The sequence below is a fragment of the Cupriavidus necator genome (assembly GCF_040578825.1).
GTDB classification, from domain to species: domain Bacteria; phylum Pseudomonadota; class Gammaproteobacteria; order Burkholderiales; family Burkholderiaceae; genus Cupriavidus; species Cupriavidus necator_E.
The window spans coordinates 1-18,351 of record NZ_JBEFLI010000103.1; the positions used below are offsets into that span (position 1 = coordinate 1).

Annotated in this window: 19 protein-coding genes and 2 pseudogenes; 11 read left to right on the top strand and 10 right to left on the bottom strand. The window is 65.1% G+C overall.

Annotated features, from left to right (window positions below; translation table 11 throughout):
- Positions 1 to 487: 487 nt before the first annotated feature.
- From AB1I47_RS31010 to AB1I47_RS31025, 4 genes are all read left to right on the top strand, one after another.
- A complete protein-coding gene (locus AB1I47_RS31010) occupies positions 488 to 1,513 on the top strand; it encodes an alpha/beta hydrolase (RefSeq protein ID WP_407935942.1) in 1,026 nt (341 codons plus the stop codon).
- 205 nt (positions 1,514 to 1,718) lie between these two features.
- Positions 1,719 to 2,018 carry a hypothetical protein gene (locus tag AB1I47_RS31015; protein ID WP_354687497.1) on the top strand — a complete coding sequence of 100 codons (300 nt, stop codon included), beginning with the start codon at positions 1,719 to 1,721 and terminating at the stop codon, positions 2,016 to 2,018.
- 139 nt (positions 2,019 to 2,157) lie between these two features.
- On the top strand, positions 2,158 to 2,850 hold the full coding sequence (locus AB1I47_RS31020) for an alpha/beta hydrolase (RefSeq protein ID WP_354687498.1): 693 nt from the start codon (positions 2,158 to 2,160) through the stop codon (positions 2,848 to 2,850).
- 67 nt (positions 2,851 to 2,917) lie between these two features.
- Positions 2,918 to 3,286 (top strand): hypothetical protein, encoded by a 369-nt coding sequence (locus tag AB1I47_RS31025; protein WP_354687499.1) that lies wholly within the window; start codon positions 2,918 to 2,920, stop codon positions 3,284 to 3,286.
- Positions 3,287 to 3,502: 216 nt separating this feature from the next.
- On the opposite strand, the gene AB1I47_RS31030 is transcribed toward AB1I47_RS31025, so the two are convergent.
- A complete protein-coding gene (locus tag AB1I47_RS31030) occupies positions 3,503 to 4,630 on the bottom strand; it encodes an AGE family epimerase/isomerase (RefSeq protein ID WP_354687500.1) in 1,128 nt (375 codons plus the stop codon).
- Between the two features lie 186 nt (positions 4,631 to 4,816).
- Here AB1I47_RS31030 and AB1I47_RS31035 point away from each other — a divergent pair, with 186 nt between their 5' ends.
- The 3 genes from AB1I47_RS31035 to AB1I47_RS31045 all read left to right on the top strand — a co-directional run bounded on the left by AB1I47_RS31035 (position 4,817) and on the right by AB1I47_RS31045 (position 5,918).
- A complete protein-coding gene (locus tag AB1I47_RS31035; protein WP_354687501.1) occupies positions 4,817 to 5,065 on the top strand; it encodes a hypothetical protein in 249 nt (82 codons plus the stop codon).
- Between the two features lie 268 nt (positions 5,066 to 5,333).
- Positions 5,334 to 5,618 (top strand): hypothetical protein, encoded by a 285-nt coding sequence (locus tag AB1I47_RS31040; RefSeq protein ID WP_354687502.1) that lies wholly within the window; start codon positions 5,334 to 5,336, stop codon positions 5,616 to 5,618.
- Positions 5,619 to 5,645: 27 nt separating this feature from the next.
- The gene (locus AB1I47_RS31045; RefSeq protein ID WP_354687511.1) at positions 5,646 to 5,918 is read left to right on the top strand and encodes a DUF6566 family protein; all 273 of its coding nucleotides are present in this window, start codon (positions 5,646 to 5,648) and stop codon (positions 5,916 to 5,918) included.
- Between the two features lie 21 nt (positions 5,919 to 5,939).
- Here AB1I47_RS31045 and AB1I47_RS31050 read toward each other — a convergent pair whose 3' ends face one another.
- A complete protein-coding gene (locus tag AB1I47_RS31050) occupies positions 5,940 to 7,574 on the bottom strand; it encodes an acyl-CoA synthetase (protein ID WP_354687503.1) in 1,635 nt (544 codons plus the stop codon).
- A gap of 271 nt (positions 7,575 to 7,845) precedes the next feature.
- Between AB1I47_RS31050 and AB1I47_RS31055 the strand changes: the two genes are divergently transcribed.
- From AB1I47_RS31055 to AB1I47_RS31070, 4 genes and pseudogenes are all read left to right on the top strand, one after another.
- On the top strand, positions 7,846 to 8,550 hold the full coding sequence (locus AB1I47_RS31055) for a Crp/Fnr family transcriptional regulator (protein WP_354687504.1): 705 nt from the start codon (positions 7,846 to 7,848) through the stop codon (positions 8,548 to 8,550).
- Between the two features lie 55 nt (positions 8,551 to 8,605).
- Positions 8,606 to 9,328, top strand: a complete 723-nt coding sequence (locus tag AB1I47_RS31060; protein ID WP_407935943.1) for an AraC family transcriptional regulator — start codon at positions 8,606 to 8,608, stop codon at positions 9,326 to 9,328.
- A gap of 208 nt (positions 9,329 to 9,536) precedes the next feature.
- Complete coding sequence (locus AB1I47_RS31065) at positions 9,537 to 11,156, top strand: hypothetical protein (RefSeq protein ID WP_354687505.1); 1,620 nt, start codon at positions 9,537 to 9,539, stop codon at positions 11,154 to 11,156.
- A gap of 196 nt (positions 11,157 to 11,352) precedes the next feature.
- A pseudogene (locus AB1I47_RS31070) lies at positions 11,353 to 11,550 on the top strand (ATP-binding response regulator); the annotation flags it as partial.
- A 32-nt stretch (positions 11,551 to 11,582) separates the two neighbouring features.
- Here AB1I47_RS31070 and AB1I47_RS31075 read toward each other — a convergent pair.
- The 8 genes and pseudogenes from AB1I47_RS31075 to AB1I47_RS31110 form a co-directional block, all read right to left on the bottom strand.
- Positions 11,583 to 11,750, bottom strand: coding sequence for a hypothetical protein (locus tag AB1I47_RS31075; protein WP_022538372.1), 168 nt, complete (start codon positions 11,748 to 11,750; stop codon positions 11,583 to 11,585).
- Positions 11,751 to 12,048: 298 nt separating this feature from the next.
- On the bottom strand, positions 12,049 to 12,471 hold the full coding sequence (locus AB1I47_RS31080; protein WP_354687506.1) for a VOC family protein: 423 nt from the start codon (positions 12,469 to 12,471) through the stop codon (positions 12,049 to 12,051).
- A 38-nt stretch (positions 12,472 to 12,509) separates the two neighbouring features.
- Positions 12,510 to 13,625, bottom strand: a complete 1,116-nt coding sequence (locus tag AB1I47_RS31085; RefSeq protein WP_354687507.1) for an NADH:flavin oxidoreductase/NADH oxidase — start codon at positions 13,623 to 13,625, stop codon at positions 12,510 to 12,512.
- Positions 13,626 to 13,719: 94 nt separating this feature from the next.
- On the bottom strand, positions 13,720 to 14,955 hold the full coding sequence (locus AB1I47_RS31090) for a YbfB/YjiJ family MFS transporter (RefSeq protein ID WP_354687508.1): 1,236 nt from the start codon (positions 14,953 to 14,955) through the stop codon (positions 13,720 to 13,722).
- Positions 14,956 to 15,106: 151 nt separating this feature from the next.
- Positions 15,107 to 15,715, bottom strand: a complete 609-nt coding sequence (locus AB1I47_RS31095; protein WP_354687509.1) for a TetR/AcrR family transcriptional regulator — start codon at positions 15,713 to 15,715, stop codon at positions 15,107 to 15,109.
- Positions 15,639 to 16,271: a DUF3304 domain-containing protein gene (locus AB1I47_RS31100; RefSeq protein ID WP_354687513.1), complete on the bottom strand. Its 633-nt coding sequence runs from the start codon at positions 16,269 to 16,271 to the stop codon at positions 15,639 to 15,641. The genes AB1I47_RS31095 and AB1I47_RS31100 overlap by 77 nt, the downstream gene beginning before the upstream one ends.
- Before the next feature lie 47 nt (positions 16,272 to 16,318).
- Positions 16,319 to 16,903 (bottom strand): hypothetical protein, encoded by a 585-nt coding sequence (locus tag AB1I47_RS31105; protein ID WP_354687510.1) that lies wholly within the window; start codon positions 16,901 to 16,903, stop codon positions 16,319 to 16,321.
- 1,109 nt (positions 16,904 to 18,012) lie between these two features.
- Positions 18,013 to 18,255 (bottom strand): annotated as a pseudogene (locus AB1I47_RS31110) (DUF2345 domain-containing protein); the annotation flags it as partial.
- Positions 18,256 to 18,351 lie beyond the last annotated feature (96 nt).

Below are 18,351 nucleotides of genomic sequence, written 5' to 3' on the forward strand. Positions count from 1 at the left end.
TGTCGCCGGCGAAGGTGCTGTCCTTCACGCCAGCGGCGTTCGCAACGCCACCAGCGAAGGCGGCGGCAAGGGTGGCGGCGGTGATCAGGGTCTTGGCAAACTTGGCATTCATGGTGGGCTCCTGGAGGCGATGGTTTAGGGATCGCGTCAATCGGGTATCAGTGGCGTATCAAGGCAGGTCTCTTTCCAGACTCGCATCTACTAGTAGATAGATGCTCGGCGCTAAAAAAAGACCGCCTACGGTAATGCAATGGGATCGCCACTTATCGCCCTTTCTTGCTTGTTGCTGGCGGTGCAGCGGTTCCATGGATCGAATGCTATCTACTACTAGGTAGAGAGTCAAGGAAAAACTTTTCTATCGATCTGATAGCTAGAGGCTGTGGAACCTGTCGGGCGACAGATCCGGACGCTGCGAAATGAACTTTCCTTCACCGCAGCGCCCTCGGGCTGCTAGCCTGAAGCAAAGGCTTTCGCTACTTCCACGCCCATGCCGACAGGCCCGCAACCCGACTCTCCCCGCTCCGCTTCGACGTCGCACCGCTGGCTTGCCGCCGCCGCGGGGTTCGCGCTCGCCACCGGTGTCGCGCGCCACCTGCTGTTTCGTGCGCTGGAACGCAAAGCATTTGTCACCCCGACGGATGAGACAAGATACGGCCAGCCCTCTTCCGAACCGGCTGAACCGCCCGCCATTGCGCGGCACACCACATTCCCCAGCGGCAAGCGCATGCTGCACGCCGCGTTCATGCCCGCATCCGATCCCGCCGCGCCCGCGCTGATGGTGTGTCACGGCGACAACGAATCCGTGGCCGACTGGGCGCCCGTGCAGGCGATGCTGGCCACAGCCGGCATCGCCTCGTTTGTGTTCGACTACAGCGGCTATGGCCGCAGCACCGGCCGGCCCAGCGTGCGCCATCTGCGCCAGGATGCGCTGACCGCGTATCAGCGCTTTGTCGCGGACACGCCCATGGCGAAGCGGCGCGTGGTGCTGGGGCATTCGTTGGGCTCGGGCATCCTGCTCGACGTGGCGCGGCGTTTCGTGCCGCAGCCCGATGGCTACGTGATTGCCGCCGGCTTCAGTTCGGCGCGCCTCGCCGCGGTGCAGACCGGACGTGTGCCGGCGTGGGCCGCATGGCTGTTGCCGGATCCATGGAACAACGCTGCACGCGCCAGCAAGCTGACGCAGCCGCTGCTGGTGGTCCACAGCCGCGACGATGCGGTCATCACCCCGCCTCATGCAGAGCGCCTGGCCAGCGCAGCCAGGCAGTTGCATGCATTGGTGATGCTGGACGCGATGCCGCACGACGCGGCCATCGTGCCTGACCATATCGCTGCCTTCTGGGCACCGATCGTAGGCTTCGTGCATGCGCCGGAACCAAGCGAAATCCAGGCGAAAAATGCAACGGAAAGATCGGGAACGGGAAGTTCGCAGAGAGGCGAGCGAGAGGCGAGCGCGAAGCGACCGGCGCAGAAAATCATGGTCACAAAACCGCCATGCCAACGTGTTAAACGTTGACGGCTGCAGGCGCAGCCAATGGACACAGGGCACGGTCCAACGGTAGGCGGACAATCTACCGCAGACTTCCGCCAGCGGCAATCATCCTTGTGGGCGAGGCGCCACGGCCAAGAGGCCTAAAGGCCTTTTGCCGATTTCTTGTCTATATTGGTCCTCATGGCACAAGCATCGCTAACTCGCCATTGACAGCCCTGGAGGTACTGCCATGCGTTGGCTTGCAAACTTGTTCAGTCCGCCGACCCCGGAAAAAATCGCCGAAAGGGAACTGCAAGACATGAGGCTGACGCTGTTCCAGGCCGAACGGCGCTTGCTCGAGGCACAGATGCAGGTCGCCTACTACCGTGACATGGTGGCGTTCCTGGAAGATGTGTCCGCCAAGGGCGTGGAAGACGTGGTCGACAAGCGCCGCGCCGCGCTGCCCGCCGCGCCTGAACTGCCCCCTGCCGCGCAACCTGCGCGCGCACCGGGCCTGACCACCGTCCCGATCGTTCCGTCCGCTGCCTGACGCTGGCCGTGCCAGCGTAGGGCAGATGCCCCGGCCCGCGCCGGGGCTTCAGGCGAAGCGGTCGCCGACCTGTGCGATACTCGCGCTGCCTGCCGCCCCTCGCGGCGCGCAGGCGCATCGTCACACAGGAACCGGCCATATGAGCGAACTGCTGCCCGCGATCGAAACTGAAACCGCGCCCAACCCCACGTGCGCCGTCATCTGGATGCACGGACTGGGCGCCGATGGCAGCGACTTCGCGCCGGTCGTGCCCGAGCTGCGCCTGCCGGCATCGCCCGGCGTGCGCTTTATCTTCCCGCACGCGCCGGCCATTCCCGTGACCTGCAACGGTGGCTATGTCATGCCGGCCTGGTATGACATCTATTCGCTGGACGAAGCCGGCCGCCGCGCCGATGAAGCCGGCATCCGTGCCTCGTGCGAGGCCATCCGCGCGCTGATCGCGCGCGAGAACGAACGCGGCATTCCCTGCGGCCGCATCGTGCTGGCGGGCTTCTCGCAAGGCGGCGCGATCGCCTATACCGCCGGCTTGACGCATCCGGAGCCGCTGGCTGGCATCGTCGCGCTGTCCACCTATATTCCCGCACCCGCCTTGCTCGCTGCGCAGGCCTGCGCAGCCAATGCCGCCACGCCGGTCTTTGCCGCGCATGGCACGCAGGACGATGTGGTGCCGTTGCAGTTGGGCGTCGCCGCGCGCGATTTCGTGCAGGCGCGCCAGCACCCGCTCACGTGGCAGACCTACTCCATGGGGCATGCGATCTGCCTCGAAGAAATCGTGGCCATCGGCGACTGGCTGGCGACGCGCTTCGCGCAAGCCGGCGACGGCCTGTCCTGACCTCAATCCCATACCCTGACAAGACCGTCGCCGGCCCACCGGCCGCGCACCGCATCACGCCGTACGCATGACTCTCGCCCCGCTGCCCAGGATCGATTTCAATACCCGCAAGGCGCTGCTGTTCGCGCTGACCGCCGAGCGGTTGTCGGCCTACTACGAACACCGGCAATGGATGACCGACGCCCAGGGCGCGACGCTGGCCGGCGAATGGCTGTCGCGCTCGAAGCTGCAGCTGCCGTTGTCCGAGCGGCGGCTGCTGTCCGAGCTGAGCGACCAGTTTGCGCGGCAGCTTAACGACACGCTGTCGCGCGAGGCCGGCCTTTACGCCGCGCACGAAATGATGGAAGCGCTCGATCCCAATTACCAGTCCGCTTTTGCGCACGACATGCTCGACGAATGCGAGCGGCTGCTGCGCGAGCACGGCGTGACGGAATAGCGGGCAATCGTCAGCGCATCGGACGCAGGCCCTGTCGCAAGCGGTCAGCACCGTGCAGCGCTGACGCTGCGTGGCCCGGGGCGCCCCGGGCCCGTAACTTCAGAACGACGACCAGGTAGTTAAGAAAAAAAACGATACGGGTCGGAGCGCGGGCTTGAGTTTAGTCGCAGCCCCCGACGGCGACTGCAAAGAATTGATAACGACGAAGCAGCGGCTTCAGCCTCCCTGCCCCGGCCAGTTCACGCCCGCCAATGACGCCAGTGCATGGTATGACGTGGCCAGGTGATAGGGCGAAGTCGATGGCATTTCGGCGCGCACCACGTCGCCCGAGGGCGCCAGGCATTCGTGCCAGCCCTGCGCATGCAGGAAGCGGTTGCGGAACTGCTGCGCCCACGTTTCCAGCGTGGCCAATGACCCGGCCTCGCCATGCAGAGCCAACGCGCGCGCATATTCCGTCTGGGCCCAGATGCGCTGCGTGCCGTCGAGCAGCGCGCCTTGCGCGTCCAGCGCAGCGCTGACTCCCAGCGTGTCCGCGGCCACGCCATGCTGCTGCGCGAAGGCGAAGGCTTGGCGCAGCGCGCCGTCCAGCGGCAGGTCCTCGAACAGATCCCGGCGTCCGGCTATCAGCGAGAACCACTCGAACTGATGCCCCGGCTCGATGCGGTTGTTTGCGCTGCCCTGCGGCAGTTCCGCGATGCAGCCGCTGGCCGGATCGACGAAGCGCTCATGCACCGCCATCGCGATCTCGCGCAGGCGTTCGGCATACCACTCATCGCCGGTGGCATCGAGCGCGGCCAGGTAGGCCTCGGTCAGGTGCATCACCGGGTTCTGCAGCACACCGGCGCCCTTGGGCCGGAACTGCTCGGTCAGCGCGGCGTGGTACAGGCCCTGTTCGTCGCTGAAGAGGTCCTCGACGACATCGACGGTTTCATCGAGCACGTCGAGCGCATCCGGATTGCCGCGCCGCGCATGATAGTTGGCGCAGGCGAAGATCACGAAGGCATGCGTATAGAGGTCGCGCGTGGCATCGAGCGGCGCGCCGCCCGCATCGACGCTGTAGAGCCATGCCCCGTCGGCATTGCCGAAGTAAGCCTGCAGCGAGCCGAACAGCGTATCGGCATGCGCATCCTGCCCGGCCAGCGAGAACACATAGAGCTGGCGCGCGCAGGCCATGGCGCGGTAGCGCGCCGGCGGCAGCGGCGCCGCAGTGGCGCCGTCTAGCGCCTCGTAGGGCAGCAGCAGGTCGGCGTTCCAGCCGCTGGCGGTCCACAGCGGCAGCACCGTGGCGTCGTAGTGTGCCGTCAGGGCGGCGACCCGTTCGGTAAGCTGAGGCGAAATAGGCATGATCGGTCACGAGAAGCAGGCGCCCCGTGGCGCCACGGCGCAGAAGATACTGGAATTGGCGCGGCGGCGAAAGCCGCCCGCTGCTGCACCTGGCGTATCTTGCCATGCTGCAGGCGCAAAACTGTCATGGCATTGGCGTCGCCCAGTTGCTAGCATCAATGCGTTCCACCCCAATGGGAGGCACCCATGTCGACCCTGCCCCTTACGCTGACCGACGATCACCGCACCCTGGTGTTGCATGTGATGGAAGACCCGCCCGGCCAGTACACCTGGCGCATCATCATGGAAGAGCGCTGTGGTGCCGCGGATGCCGATTGCACCGTCGAGGCCACTTCCAGCTACGCCTCGCACGCCGAGGCCGAAGCCGCCTGCTGGGCCGCCGGCAACCAGATGCTCGACGGCCCGCGCGCCGCGGGCGAAGTGCGAGCCACCTGAGTCCTGTCAAGCCGCCACATTCCGCTGCGGTCTCGCATTTTACGCCAGGCGGCACTTTGATCCGCGCGGCGCATGACCTAGTCTGGAATGGTGGCAGTGGCAACGCGGGCCGTGTATTGCCCGCGATTCTCCGTTCCGGCCACTCCCGGCAGACCCCTGCTGCCGGCAGTATCCATGCCACCTGCCTGTCATATTCCTGGCCTTTACTGACCTTGTCGCCCGGTTGCCCACCGCAAGGGAGCCGCGGGCCAGGTCGCAGGAGCATGCAATGGATAAGCCGGTCGTGACTCCGCAGCGCTTTGTCGAAATGATGAACGAGCGCCTGCGCAAGCATCCTCTCTTCCAGGAGGGCATGCGCGTCTATGCCATTCCACAGCACAGCGACCATCCGCGCAGCCTGGTGTGCGTGGGCCCGCGCGGCACGGAATGCGTATGCGCCACCATTGAAAACATCGTGCGGGGCGAGTTTGACGTCTTCCCCGACATTACCGAAGAGTGGCACCGCCACCGCACCCCCAGTAGACCGATCCACAATGAAGTGCGGGCGCGCTGACGCCACGCCCGCAGCCACCTGTTGCCAATGCCCAGCGGATGGCGTGACCAGAACGTGATGTACCGCGGCCACCGCATCCATGTCGCGGCGCTGCGCTATGGCGGCCAGCTTGACGGCTGGTGGACGCTGCGCGCGGAGGTCTGGCATCACGGCAGCAAGCTCGCGCTGCCGTGTCCTGCCGGACAGGCGCGCTATGGCTGCGCCACCGACGCAACGCGCGCCGGTATTGCATGGGGACGCGAGGCCATCGACGCGCGCATCGCCGGACAGCACGATGCCGAGGAAGCGATGCAGCACTAGCGGCCGCACCGCCTCCGCTGCTCAGACATCGATCGCCGCATCCGACTTCACCTTGCGGCGCAGTTCGAACTTCTGGATCTTGCCGGTCGAGGTCTTGGGCAACGGCCCGAAATACACCGCCTTGGGCACCTTGAAGCCCGCCAGCAGCGTGCGGCAATGCGCGATCAGTTCTTCCGCGGTCACGCTGGCCCCCTCCTTCAGCTCGACAAACGCGCACGGGGTCTCGCCCCACTTGGCATCGGGCTGCGCCACCACCGCCGCGGCCAGCACCGCGGGATGGCGGTAGAGTGCGTCTTCCACCTCGACGCTGGAAATGTTCTCGCCGCCGGAGATGATGATGTCCTTGCTGCGGTCCTTGATCTTGATATACCCGTCGGGCATGCACACGCCCAGGTCACCGGTATGGAACCAGCCGCCGGCAAAGGCTTCGCGCGTGGCCTTTTCGTTCTTCAGGTAGCCCTTCATGCAGATATTGCCGCGGAACATGATCTCGCCGATGGTCTCGCCATCGGCCGGCACCGGCTGCATCGAATCGGGATCGAGCACCGTCACCTGCGATTGCAGGTGGTAGCGCACGCCCTGGCGCGCCTTCTTGACCGCGCGGTCCTGCTCGGACAGCGTGCGCCAGTCATCCTGCTCGGCGCAGACCGCGGCCGGGCCATAGACTTCGGTCAGGCCGTAGACGTGGGTCAGCTCGAAGCCCATCGCCTCCATCTGCGCCAGCACCGCGGCGGGCGGGGGCGCGCCGGCAACCATGCCGCGCACGGGACCGCGCACGCCCTCGCGCCATGCCTCTGGCGCGTTGACCAGCGCGGTATGCACGATCGGCGCGGCGCAATAGTGGGTCACGCCTTCGGCACGCATCAGGTCGAACACCAGCTTGGGCTCGAACTTGCGCAGGCAGACGTTGATGCCCGCACGCGCCGCGATGGTCCATGGGAAGCACCAGCCGTTGCAGTGGAACATCGGCAGCGTCCACAGGTAGACCGGGTGCTTGGGCAGGTCCCATTCGAGGATATTGGACACCGCGTTGATGGCCGCGCCGCGGTGGTGGTAGACCACGCCCTTGGGATCGCCAGTGGTGCCCGAGGTGTAGTTCAGCGCGATCGCCTCCCACTCGTCGGCCGGCATGCGCCAGGCGTATTCCGAATCGCCCGATGCGACGAAGGATTCGTAGTCGGTATCGCCAAACGGCTCGTCCTGCGGGCCCAGCGCGTCGTGCACGGCGATCACCTTCAGGCCCGGGATTTCCAGCGCCATCTGGCGCGCCAGGTCAGCGAACTCGGTATCGGCCAGCAGCACGCGCGCCTCGCCATGGCGCAGCATGAAGATAAGGTTGGCGGCATCGAGCCGGATATTGAGTGCGTTGAGCACCGCGCCCGCCATCGGCACGCCGAAGTGCGCCTCCACCATCGCCGGCGTGTTGGGCAGCAGCGCGGCCACGGTGTCGCCCTTGCCGATGCCTGCACGTGCCAGCGCGCTGGCCAGCCGGCGTGCGCGCGTATAGGTATCGCGCCAGTTCTGGCGCAGCGGTCCGTGCACGATGGCCAGGCGATCGCCGTATACCTCGGCGGCGCGGACCAGGAAGTCGATCGGTGTGAGCGGCACGAAATTGGCCGCATTGCGGGCCAGGCCGCTATCGAAATCGGTGGGCATGACTGGTGTCTCCGTTTGTCTGCGGCGCTGGCGGCGGCGGGCCGCGCTACCGGCCGCGTGATGCTGTCGTTGCGCTGCATGGCTGCAGCGATGGCCGGGGCGATGTGACCTTGCATGGCATCGTCCGGTGCTGTCACTTTTTCTGGCACAAGGCTATCATCGCACACGCCGGCGCACTGTCGTCGAGACGACAAACCTCCCGCAAACCCGCGCCAGTCAAGGCTTACACGATACTTACAAGGATGTTTTCCGTGCCGCTCGCGTGCATGCCATGACCGAATCCGCAGATGCCAGCCGCGGCCTCGCAGCGGTATTGTCGAGCCACGCGTGGTTCAGTGCCCTCGCCCCCGAACACCAGGCGCTGGCCGCCCAGGAAACCCTGCTGCAGTCCTTTGCCGCCGGCGCCTTTATCGCGCGGCGCGGCGAGCCTTCGCGCCACTGGATCGGCGTGGACAGCGGCCTGATCAAGCTGGCGGTCTATACGCCCGACGGACGCGGCTGCACGTTCTCCGGCGTGCCGGCGGGCGGCTGGTGCGGCGAAGGCAGCGTGATCAAGCGCGAGCAACGCCGCTATGACGTCATCGCGATCCGCGACTCGCAGGTGCTGCTGGTGCCCGAGCCGGTCTTCAATACGCTGCTGGCGCAGAGCCTGCCGTTCGCCAGCTTTGTGGTGCGGCAGCTCAACGAACGGATGGGCCAGTTTATCGCCACCGTGCAGAACGACCGCCTGCTGGGTGCCGACGCGCGCGTGGCGCAGGCCATCGCCCAGCTCTTCCACCCCGACCTGTACCCGCGCACCAGCCCCGTGCTGGAGCTGTCGCAGGAAGAAATCGGGCTGCTCACCGGACTGTCGCGGCAACGGGTCAACCAGGCGCTGCGGCGGCTGGCCGATGAGGGCATGGTGCACCTGTCCTACCAGAGCATCCGCGTGACCGATCTGCCCCGGTTGCGGCACTTCGGGCTGTCCGAGCTGTAGAGCATTGGCCGCGCCGCCGTTGCCCGGCCGGCCAACTGTCAACAAGGCGACACTGATGGCCTTGCATCCCCCGTACAATGCTGCGACAGTTACCGGCCGCGCACCACGCGCGTTCGCCAGTTCCGGGGTAGTGTTCCGCATGCCGCTTGTCAGCCGTCGCCACGTCCGTTTTGCCCGCCTGCGCTTTCCGTTCGCCGTGCACGTACAGGCGCTGCACGGCTCGGCCAGCCTGCGCGACGCCAATGCGCGGCGCGAGGTGCGGCCCGGCGACCCGTTCGTGGTCCACGCCTTCGCCCACTTCGACTGCGAACTGCCCGGCACCTGGCAGCAGCCCTGCGCCATCGTGCTGACCGCCGTGCCCGACAGCGAATGCCCGCGCCTGCTCGGCAAGCCGGGCGACAAGCCCTGGTCGCGACGGCTGGCCGAGCTGGTCTTCGCCCGTCCCGATACCGACTGGAATGCCGAACGACTCGCCGCCCACTGGCAGGTACCGGCACGCCTGGTGCGCGCGCGGCTGTTTGCCGAAGGCGAGGCGCTGCACCCTCTGCTGCGCGAGCAGCGCGCCGCGCATGCCTTGCATGCGCTCGGCGCCGCGGCCGGTCCGGTGCCCACGCTGGACTGGTTGTCGCTGCTCGCCGGCCTGCGCTCCGGGGCCGCGCTGGCGCGCGCCTGGCAGGACTGGTTCGGGATCGATGCGGAGCAGTTGCTGGCGGACTGCGGTAGCGGAAGCGGGACGACGACTCTGCAGCCTGCAGGCGTCTGGCCTGCTGCGGCTTAGCGCAGCGTCTATCTCGTCCTCGCTGGCGCGATCCGGCATTTGTCAATCACCTGATGGCGGGCTGTCGGGTATAAGCCTTTTCCGTCACACTCCACGCCCGCAGGGCAGCGTCACGCCCTGTGGGCGGCGCGCCAGAATGAGCCAGGTGTCCCGGGTCGGTCACCGCGGCGCGTTTGCTCCCTCCAAAACCAAACAAATCAATACAGGGATGAAAACCAAACTGTTCTTGACGGGTCTGGCTGCTGCTGCGCTCTCCGCATGCGGAGGCGGCGGCGGCGATAACTCTGCGCCGGTCGCCACGACCAAAATCACCGGTACCGCCGCCGTCGGCGCCGCGCTTGGCAACGCCGCCGTCCAGGCCAAGTGCGCATCGGGCACCGGCACCGCCACCACCGCGGCGGATGGCACCTTCACCATCAACATCGCAGGCGCGACGCGCCCCTGCGTGCTGAGCGTGCAGGCGCCGGGCGGCACCACGCTGCATTCGGTGGTCGAGGCCGGCAACGGCACCAGCGCCGTGGCCAATATCACGCCGCTGACCGAACTGGTCACCGCATCGCTGGCACAAGGCAGCACCGACGCCTTCTTCAACCAGTTCGACGCAAACGCGCAAGCCAGGCTCACCCCTGCTAATGTGAGCACCGCCACCGGCGCCGTGCGCCTGGTGCTGACGGGCGTGGTAGACCTGACCGGCATCGACCCGGTCAAGGATCCGCTGGTTGCTGCCAATGGCAGCCAGACGGGCAATGCACTGGACCAGTTGCTGGACCAGTTGGGCGATCGCCTGGAAACGTCCAAGACGTCGCTGGCCGAGCTGTCGGCGGCCATGGGCGCCAATGCCGGCGCTACCGCCATCCAGACGGCGCTGCAGCCGGCAGCTGCAAGCTGCGCGGGGCTGAAGACCGGCAATTACCACGTGATCGGTCTGGGCTCGCCCGCCGCCACGGCAGCCGAAATGGATGCCGCCACGCTGCAGCTGACGCTGAAGACCGGTTTTGGCACGAACGCCTCGGTGACCGGCGTAGTGCCCTTCACCGCCGCGGCTTCGGATGCCTGCCGTTTTACCGTGCCGAGCGGCAGTTCGACCTCCGCCGTGCTCGTGTCCAAGTCCGGCCTGAGCCTCGCGCTGCCGCCGGCGGGAACGGCCAACGTGCTGCCTGCGTTGATCATGCCTGCCCAGTCCGTTACACTTGCCGACCTCGCCGGCGACTGGAACGGCCTCGGCTACGAGCGTGATAACGCGTCGTCCCCGTACGCCCCGCGTCGCGTGACGTTCAGCGTGGATGCGGCCGGCAAGATGACCGCGGGTGCGGACTGCTCCGGCGTGAACACGTGCGAAGCGTGGCTGCCCGATGAGCGCCCGACGCTCAGCGCCAACGCCGACGGCGGCTTCAATATCGCTGACGCCTTTGGAACCCAGCGTGCTTACGCATTCAAGGGCACCGATGGCCAGGTGACCGCCGTCATCACGCATGGCGATGGCTTCATGATTGCTGCCAAGCAGGTGGTGCGGGCACTGCCGGTCGTGGGTACGTCCAATTCGTACTGGGATTCGGTGATCACGGCTGGCACGGTTTCCGGGCCGACGACCTGGTCCACCACGATCGCGTCGGTCGATTCCCAGACCGGCACTTACATCCGCAAGCGCATCGAAGACGGCCGTCTCGACAGCTGGAAGGTGAACAGCCCGGCCAACGGCCTGCGCTATCGGGCACCGAGCACTACTGCTGCCGAGATGATCTCGTTGGTTCCCGGCAATACCGGCCTGAGCATCGGAATCGGCGTGAATGCGGCATCGTTCTACGACATCTCGGTGAACCGCCCGTAATCCCGCTGCAGGCTTCTCTTACGGGCATACCACGCCCGTACACGCCCAAAGCCGGCGCCGCCCATGCGGCCCCGGCTTTTTTCTTCCCCCGCGGCATCAACAGCCAAAAAAATACCCACAGCCGGGTGGTAGTGGGTAAGGAAAAAGTGGTGTGGACACGTCGCGAAACTGTCCACCGCTCGCATCTTCGCATCGCCGGCATGTGCCAGCGATCATCATCACGGGCGACACGGCGGCAGACCGGCTGCGCACCGCGCATGCGGCCGGCACCGCGCTGCTGCACAAGCCGGTGGAGCCGCAGGCACTGCAGGAAGCCATCGACGCGCTTCTGCGCGATGCGCCCGCTCAGTGCGAAGACAGCCACGGCCGTCAGTCGCCGGCCGTGGCAGAGTGAGGGACGCCCCGCTCACGGCGGGGCATGCGGCGTCAGCCGCCCGAATGTAGCGGGGAAAGCGAATAGGCGAGCACCAGACCCGCGACGATCGCCGGGGAACCCAGCTTGATCGCCGTGCTGCGGGACAGCACGCCCAGGTACACATACAAGCACACCAGCACCATCGCAGTCACATACAGCAGGCTGTCATAGACTTGCATGGATGTCTCCCTTGCCCTTTGTTCTTATTGCTTTACTTCGGTGGTCTGCCGATCGGGCGGGAAAAGCCGGGGAATACCTGAAATGCGTGGGGGCCGCCCGATCGCCATGCTTATGGCGGTCTGTTGAAAGCATAGTCAACAGTTGGGTGGCGCGTGGCAATCATGGAAATCCCTTTGCGGCAGCGCACCACGTCATGGTGCGCTGCGGCGAAGGGAAATCGTCAGGCGGAAATTTGCGCGCGAACCGAGGCACACCCCGTTGGTGAGCGGGGTGCGGGAGAAATGCAGCGGGGGAGCGTCAGTCCTGAGGCAGCATCTGCGGATTCCAGGCGATTTCCCACAGGTGTCCGTCCGGATCCTGGAAATACCCGGCATAGCCGCCCCAGAACGTATCCTGGGCCGGTTTGACCACGCTCGCTCCGGCGGCCTGCGCCTGGGCCATCACCGCATCGACTTCCGCCTTGTCCGCAACGTTGTGCGCCAGCGAGAAATCCGTGGTCGCGCGCGGCGACACTGTCAGGCCCGTGTCATGCGCGAGGCTTGCCCGCGGCCACACGGCGAGCTTCAGCCCGGCCTGCAGGTCGAAGAACGCGACTGCCCCATGCTCGAACTGCTCGCCGACAATGCCCCCCGTCGGCAGCCCCATGCCATCGCGATAGAAGCGAACCGCGCGCTCCAGGTCGTCGACGCCCAGCGTGATCAGCGTGATGCGGGGTTTCATGGCGCTTGTCTCCTGTGGTGATCCGTGGTGAGCAGCAGCTAGCGCTGCCCGAAGGCCGCCCCGGCGAACAGGTCTTTGAATTCGCGCGGCTGCGACCGCCAGTATTGCTTCGGTGCCTGCACGCTGGCGCCCAGGCGCGCGGCCGCATGCCATGGCCAGCGCGGGTCATACAGCATCGCGCGCGCCAGCGACACGGCGTCCGCCTCATTGTTGGCGATGATCGCCTCGGCCTGCTCCGGCTCGGTGATCAGGCCCACCGCAATGGTCGGCAAGCCCACTTCCGCCTTCACGCGCTGCGCGTAGGGCACCTGATACCCAGGCCCGAGCTTGATCGCCTGCTGCGGCGACACGCCGCCCGTGGTCACATGGATCGCCGCGCAACCGCGCGCCTTCAGCGCCTTGGACAACGCCACCGTGCCTTCGATATCCCATCCACCCGGCACCCAATCGGTGGCCGAGATCCGCATCCACACCGGGCGATCCGACGGGAACGCTTCGCGCACCGCATCGAACACCTCGATCGGAAAACGCATGCGGTTCTCCAGGCTGCCGCCGTATTCGTCATCGCGATGATTGGCCAGCGGCGACAGGAACTGGTGCAGCAGGTAGCCGTGCGCGGCATGGATCTCGATGCCATCCAGCCCCAGCCGCGCCGCCCGCCGGGCCGCCGCGACAAAGTCATCGCGCACCTTGTCCATGCCGGCGCGGTCCAGCGCCACTGGCGGGACTTCTTCGGCGCCATGCGGGACCGCGGACGGCGCCACCGCGTGCCAGCCACGGGGCGCATCCGGCGCGATCTGCTGGCCGCCATCCCACGGCGCGTGGCTCGACGCCTTGCGGCCCGCATGCGCAAGCTGGATCGCGATGGCGATCGGCGCATGCGCGCGCATGGCATTCACCACGCGGCCGAGCGCCGCTTCGTTGTCGTCCGAGTACAAGCCCAGGTCCTGCGGCGTGATCCGCCCTTCCGGCGACACCGCGGTGGCTTCCACGATCAGCATGCCCGCGCCGGACAGCGCCAGCGAACCGAGATGGATCATGTGCCAGTCGCCGGCATTGCCGTCTTGCGCCGAGTACTGGCACATCGGCGCGATCGTGATGCGGTTGGCCAGCGTGAGGTTGCCGATGGCGAGCGGTTCGAACAGATGGCTCATGCGTAATGCTCCTTGCAGGGATCTTGCTGCCCCTCGGGGCCGGAAAACCCGATTCTAGGCCGATGCCGGATTTGCTGCCGGCGGCCGCTCACGCTCAGCGTGCCGCACGGCGCTCGCCGGCCAGTCCCACGGCCAATGCAAGTGCCAGCGCCACCGCGCCGCAACCGAAGATCAGCGCGTAGTTCTCCTGCGAATGCGCAAATATCCACGCATAGCCATAACCAGCGAGCGCCTGGAACAGCGCAAAGGCACTGGTGGCATGGCTCCACGCCGCACGCTGCGCGGCCGGGTCGTGCGGCAGCGTTTCCTGGATCGCACCAAGACCCAGCGGCGCAATGCCCGGCGTAAAGGCACCGAGCACCACCGCGGCCACGCCAACCGCCACGGGATCGCCGGACAGCGCCAGCACCGCCGTCGCCAACCCCTGGAACACCAGCGCGCCCCGGTAAGCGGCACCGAAGCCAAGCCGGTCCCCGGCAAAACCGCACACCAGCGGCCCGGCAATCGCACCGATGCCGTACAGCACCCAGTACGACGCACCCACGCTGCTGCCGCGGCCCAGTCCGCGCGCGACCAGATCCACCAGCAGCATCATCGCCGGCACCAGCCCGAAGGCATTGATCGCGTACTGCGCGTAGAGCAGGCGCAGCTTGCGGCGGGCTGCCGGGGCGATGGCGGCAGAAGTCGTTGCAGCCGCGCCCGCGCTGGCGGATGTCTGCGGCAACTGGCCTGGCCAGCCGAACCAGCTCAATGCCGTCAGGGCCAGCGACAACGCACCCAACCCCAACCATGTCTCAAGCAACCCAAATTGCAGCAGGCGCGGCACCAGCGTGCCGGATGCAGCAATGCCCAGGCCAAGCCCGAGGAAAATCGTCCCCATCACCAAACCGCGGCGCGGCGCGGGGATATGCGGCAGTATCGACGTCGCCACCAGCACCATGATCGCCCCGCCGGCAAGGCCTGAAACGAAGCGCCAGGCAAAGAACCATGTAAGGGAGAGCGGCCAGGCGCAGGCAAAAAATGCCACCGTGGCCGCCAGCATCAACGCGCGCAATACCGTCCGGTTGGACCAGACCGACACCAGTGGCCGTCCGAGCAAGGCACCCGCGAGGTAGCGGGCAAAGTTGGCCGCGCCCAGCGCCACCGTCTGCGATGCCGGGAACCAGTTCGCCTGGATCAGGGGCGGGATCAGTGCGGTATAGGCGAAGCGCGCAAGGCCGATCGCCACCAGGCTGGCGCAAAGACCAGAGAGAGCCGCGTAGACGTCGCGTATGCTCAGTTGTGCTGAGGGTATGGCGCATGGCTGCCGCGCGGTGATATGGCTGGACATGGTGGTCTCCAGTGACCGCTTGCCTTGCTGCGGGCAAGACGGGGCCATCGGCGCCAGGGCATGGCGCCGAAAAAGGATGCAGTTCACCTGCACGCGGCACGGGCCGCGCGCATGGCTGCTACGGATGGGGAATCAGAAGAGGCTTGGAGGATCAGCCGGTGCCGGCGGTCAGCGGCGGCAACCCTAGCAAAGCCAGCGTCGGCCGCACCGCACCCTCCAGCAGCTCGCGCTGCGGCGCGGCGCGCGCCAGCACGCGCATGCCGAGCAGAACGGCCAGCAATTGCGCGGAAACGTCTTCGGCCGAGAGGCCGGCATCGACTTCCCCGCCCTGTTGCGCGGCGGCGAACTGGCGGCGGAAGAAGTCACGGATTTCCATAAAGGCATCCGCCACCTTCTGCTGCAAGTCAGGAGCGTCCGGCGTGACTTCGAGCGCCGTATTCACCAGCAGGCAACCGCGGTGCAGCGGATCGGCCAGCGATCGTTCAATACTTTCGGCGAAGTAGGCAGTGATGACGGCTGCGGGCGGCAACGCGGCTTCCAGCCGTGCGATGCGCTCACGCACCGTGCCATCGAGATAGCCGTCCAGCGCAAGCAGGAACAGCGAGCGCTTGTCGCCGAAGGCGTTGTACAGGCTCGGCTGGGTCATGCCCATCGCGCTGGTCAGGTCGCGGGTGGAAGTAGCCTCATAGCCGCGCGCCCAGAAGGCGTCCAGGGCGGCGGTCAGGGCGGCCTGTTCGTTGAATTTGCGGGGGCGGGCCATGGTGGGAGGTTTTGTATCGGTCGGTATGGAATGGGATTATAGATCGGTTGATACAATACGCAAGGTGGTGGGGGTTGCTGGTGCGGCTCAGCGGCCAGCGGGAGGGTGTCATGCTGAACGAGGCCCCACATACTCTGGCCGCGCAGCACCGAACTCTGAAATGACCGCCACGAACATGGCCGCCGGCGAGAAAATGAACATGGACAATGCCTAGCCGATCATAGCGCTCGACCGATACATTGGCCTCATGCCATCTCCCTGCCGCCGCATCGCCCTTTGCATTGGGACCGGAGCTGGAGGTCGTCCAGCGTACCTTCACTTCCAGATTGCTTCGCCACTGTCCAGGATATTGCACGCAGCAGACGAAGCTGGCTCCACCGCTGTACGCATAGACGTTACCTCCCCAGCTACCGTCAACATAGAACTGATGAATGTAATCCGCCGTATGGTTGTGCGCTGTACCCTTGCCATTGCGGATCGCAGGACTATGTTGGTCGACGCTGGTACATCCGGTTAAGAAAAGAAAAGCAGCACTGCTCCGGCCCTCAGCATCGATAGCCGGAGGTGCAGCAGGTGTTAAGTTTGTCTTACCTGCTCGAGCACTTACATAACGTTAGCAGCAATCCATCTCGCTTTTTCTAGCTCTTTTCGCCAACATGCCTCATATCGTTTGCATCCGGTATTCCGTCCCAGCAAGAAGGTTAGACTTACTACTTTGCCTTCAAGTGGCAGCACTAACGTATAACACTGTCCGCCAAAAGGCATACTTTTACCTTGTTGCTCCCAACCACACAAGTGAAATGCCTCAAATGCGCGTTGGCTCGAAATCGGGATTTCTCGGACAGTTGCGGTAGGGTCTCCAATTCGCAGCGCGCTATTTGCATCGAACCAGTACGGTAGAACACCCTGCCCAATGGTCTGGCACGTAGCTACGTTTCCAAGACAGACTGTTCCAGTATCGGACCTATTGCCCCCGATCGGTCGCCTTTTAGCAAGCACTATTTCGAACAACACACCTTTTTTTTCTGCCGCCGTCCCCTCTGCTGCCGTTTGCTCGACAACCTTCACATAATCCCGTTTTTTAAACTTGACGTGCACAGACCTTCCCATGAACTCAGCCACGTCCACCGCTTTAGCGATACCCGGAGCCGTGATTAGCAACAATATGACAGCGATAATTCCCCTCATTGATGCACCTCATCCCCAACGATACGATAGATTCTATCGGTATGAAACTCACGGTTATCAAGGCCCGTCTCGCCGCCGTTGATCGCCCGGGTCACGACTCTCACATTCTCTCGGGTCGGGCGGGCAGAGCTTACCACTCGATTAATCGAACTGAGTGCATGGGGTTCACCTCTATGGGGCGAAGCTGTCCAATACCATCCTCCCGCATCGATAACAACATAGTCATCATTTCCAACAGTATCGGGATTATCGATCACCGGCCTCCGAACGGTCCCTGTCTGCCGCCACCACTCCCGATCAAAAGATCGTCGGCTGATCCAGGATCTGTAAACCCAGTATTCCGTGTAATTGTATTTTCCTGTTAGCTGCTTCATCCCTCGACCACGGTATCTGAAGGCATCGCCCGGAAGGTCATTACCCATACGTCCGGAATAGAGTTGATTGCAGCTCGCCTCACTTCTCTGCTCGAACATTAGCGTCAATGTTCTTGACTCCTCCGCACCCTGCCCGAAAAAATGTGCTAAGCGGTAGCCTGACGAATTTACCTGATACGCCAGTGCGGCACGTCTAGTGGCGCCAACGCGTCAGGACCGATTACCCGTCCAAAGCGCAGCAGTTCATATACAACGCTGGGCGCTGGGCGAGCATTGGGCGGATATGCCTCACAGATGTTGTTGGCATCGCGGTACAAGTTGAATTCCGCGTCTGCCTCCGACAGGGCTTCCCCTAAGGTCGAACCGTTCGGCCTATAGGTCGTTACATATGCATGACCCGAAGCCCCTCGTGCACCATGGCCTTCCGCATAGCGAAGCCCCACAAACAGTTCCTCCCCAAGTGCCACCCCGCCCGAGGGCGTAGGCTGATTCAGTCCCGGCCGCGTGGCGTATACCTGAATCGTCGCCGGAAGGTGGAAATACAGCTCGCCGAAAACCGCATCACTACGACCGTCAGCACTCAGCGGCACTTCGCCACCGGCTCTTCCAATGCGCCTTCGCCTGGGTCACTGCCAGGCATTGCAGCATCGATCCATTGGTCTTCGGTTTGATTCGCCGGGCGTGGCGGGAGGAATGGAGGACTGATCAGCATTGTGCAGCGTCGCAAGCGTTCAGTTAAATGGAGAACGGATAGTCGTTATCGAGGGAAAGCGGCGTATCCGGAAACAGCGGCAGGTCGCGATTGGTATTCACCGCCCCCTCAAACTTCCTCTGCGCCGCCTTATAAGTAATCGCCCCCGGACACTCCACCGTAATATTCCCGCCCTCGATCAGAATCGAAGCCCCACCCGCCGTGGCCACCCGAATCCGCTTCGCCGCCGCAAAATCCACGTTCATATTCGCCGACACCACCGTCAGCGCTGTCAGCGAAGATCACCACGGCATGTCCGCTCGGCGCATCCTCATCCTCAACCACGGTGTAGCCGAGCCCCGCCTCGGCGAGCAGCCGCGACA

What these genes read in the sequence shown, in the direction of transcription:
- AB1I47_RS31105 (WP_354687510.1), bottom strand. Translation starts at nt 16,903, where the DNA reads ATGAGGGGAATTATCGCTGTCATATTGTTGCTAATCACGGCTCCGGGT.
- AB1I47_RS31085 (WP_354687507.1), bottom strand. Translation starts at nt 13,625, where the DNA reads ATGAGCCATCTGTTCGAACCGCTCGCCATCGGCAACCTCACGCTGGCC.
- AB1I47_RS31045 (WP_354687511.1), top strand. Translation starts at nt 5,646, where the DNA reads ATGCCCAGCGGATGGCGTGACCAGAACGTGATGTACCGCGGCCACCGC.
- AB1I47_RS31050 (WP_354687503.1), bottom strand. Translation starts at nt 7,574, where the DNA reads ATGCCCACCGATTTCGATAGCGGCCTGGCCCGCAATGCGGCCAATTTC.
- AB1I47_RS31080 (WP_354687506.1), bottom strand. Translation starts at nt 12,471, where the DNA reads ATGAAACCCCGCATCACGCTGATCACGCTGGGCGTCGACGACCTGGAG.
- AB1I47_RS31030 (WP_354687500.1), bottom strand. Translation starts at nt 4,630, where the DNA reads ATGCCTATTTCGCCTCAGCTTACCGAACGGGTCGCCGCCCTGACGGCA.
- AB1I47_RS31025 (WP_354687499.1), top strand. Translation starts at nt 2,918, where the DNA reads ATGACTCTCGCCCCGCTGCCCAGGATCGATTTCAATACCCGCAAGGCG.
- AB1I47_RS31060 (WP_407935943.1), top strand. Translation starts at nt 8,606, where the DNA reads ATGGCCTTGCATCCCCCGTACAATGCTGCGACAGTTACCGGCCGCGCA.
- AB1I47_RS31095 (WP_354687509.1), bottom strand. Translation starts at nt 15,715, where the DNA reads ATGGCCCGCCCCCGCAAATTCAACGAACAGGCCGCCCTGACCGCCGCC.
- AB1I47_RS31015 (WP_354687497.1), top strand. Translation starts at nt 1,719, where the DNA reads ATGCGTTGGCTTGCAAACTTGTTCAGTCCGCCGACCCCGGAAAAAATC.
- AB1I47_RS31065 (WP_354687505.1), top strand. Translation starts at nt 9,537, where the DNA reads ATGAAAACCAAACTGTTCTTGACGGGTCTGGCTGCTGCTGCGCTCTCC.
- AB1I47_RS31035 (WP_354687501.1), top strand. Translation starts at nt 4,817, where the DNA reads ATGTCGACCCTGCCCCTTACGCTGACCGACGATCACCGCACCCTGGTG.
- AB1I47_RS31010 (WP_407935942.1), top strand. Translation starts at nt 488, where the DNA reads ATGCCGACAGGCCCGCAACCCGACTCTCCCCGCTCCGCTTCGACGTCG.
- AB1I47_RS31040 (WP_354687502.1), top strand. Translation starts at nt 5,334, where the DNA reads ATGGATAAGCCGGTCGTGACTCCGCAGCGCTTTGTCGAAATGATGAAC.
- AB1I47_RS31090 (WP_354687508.1), bottom strand. Translation starts at nt 14,955, where the DNA reads ATGTCCAGCCATATCACCGCGCGGCAGCCATGCGCCATACCCTCAGCA.
- AB1I47_RS31020 (WP_354687498.1), top strand. Translation starts at nt 2,158, where the DNA reads ATGAGCGAACTGCTGCCCGCGATCGAAACTGAAACCGCGCCCAACCCC.
- AB1I47_RS31075 (WP_022538372.1), bottom strand. Translation starts at nt 11,750, where the DNA reads ATGCAAGTCTATGACAGCCTGCTGTATGTGACTGCGATGGTGCTGGTG.
- AB1I47_RS31055 (WP_354687504.1), top strand. Translation starts at nt 7,846, where the DNA reads ATGACCGAATCCGCAGATGCCAGCCGCGGCCTCGCAGCGGTATTGTCG.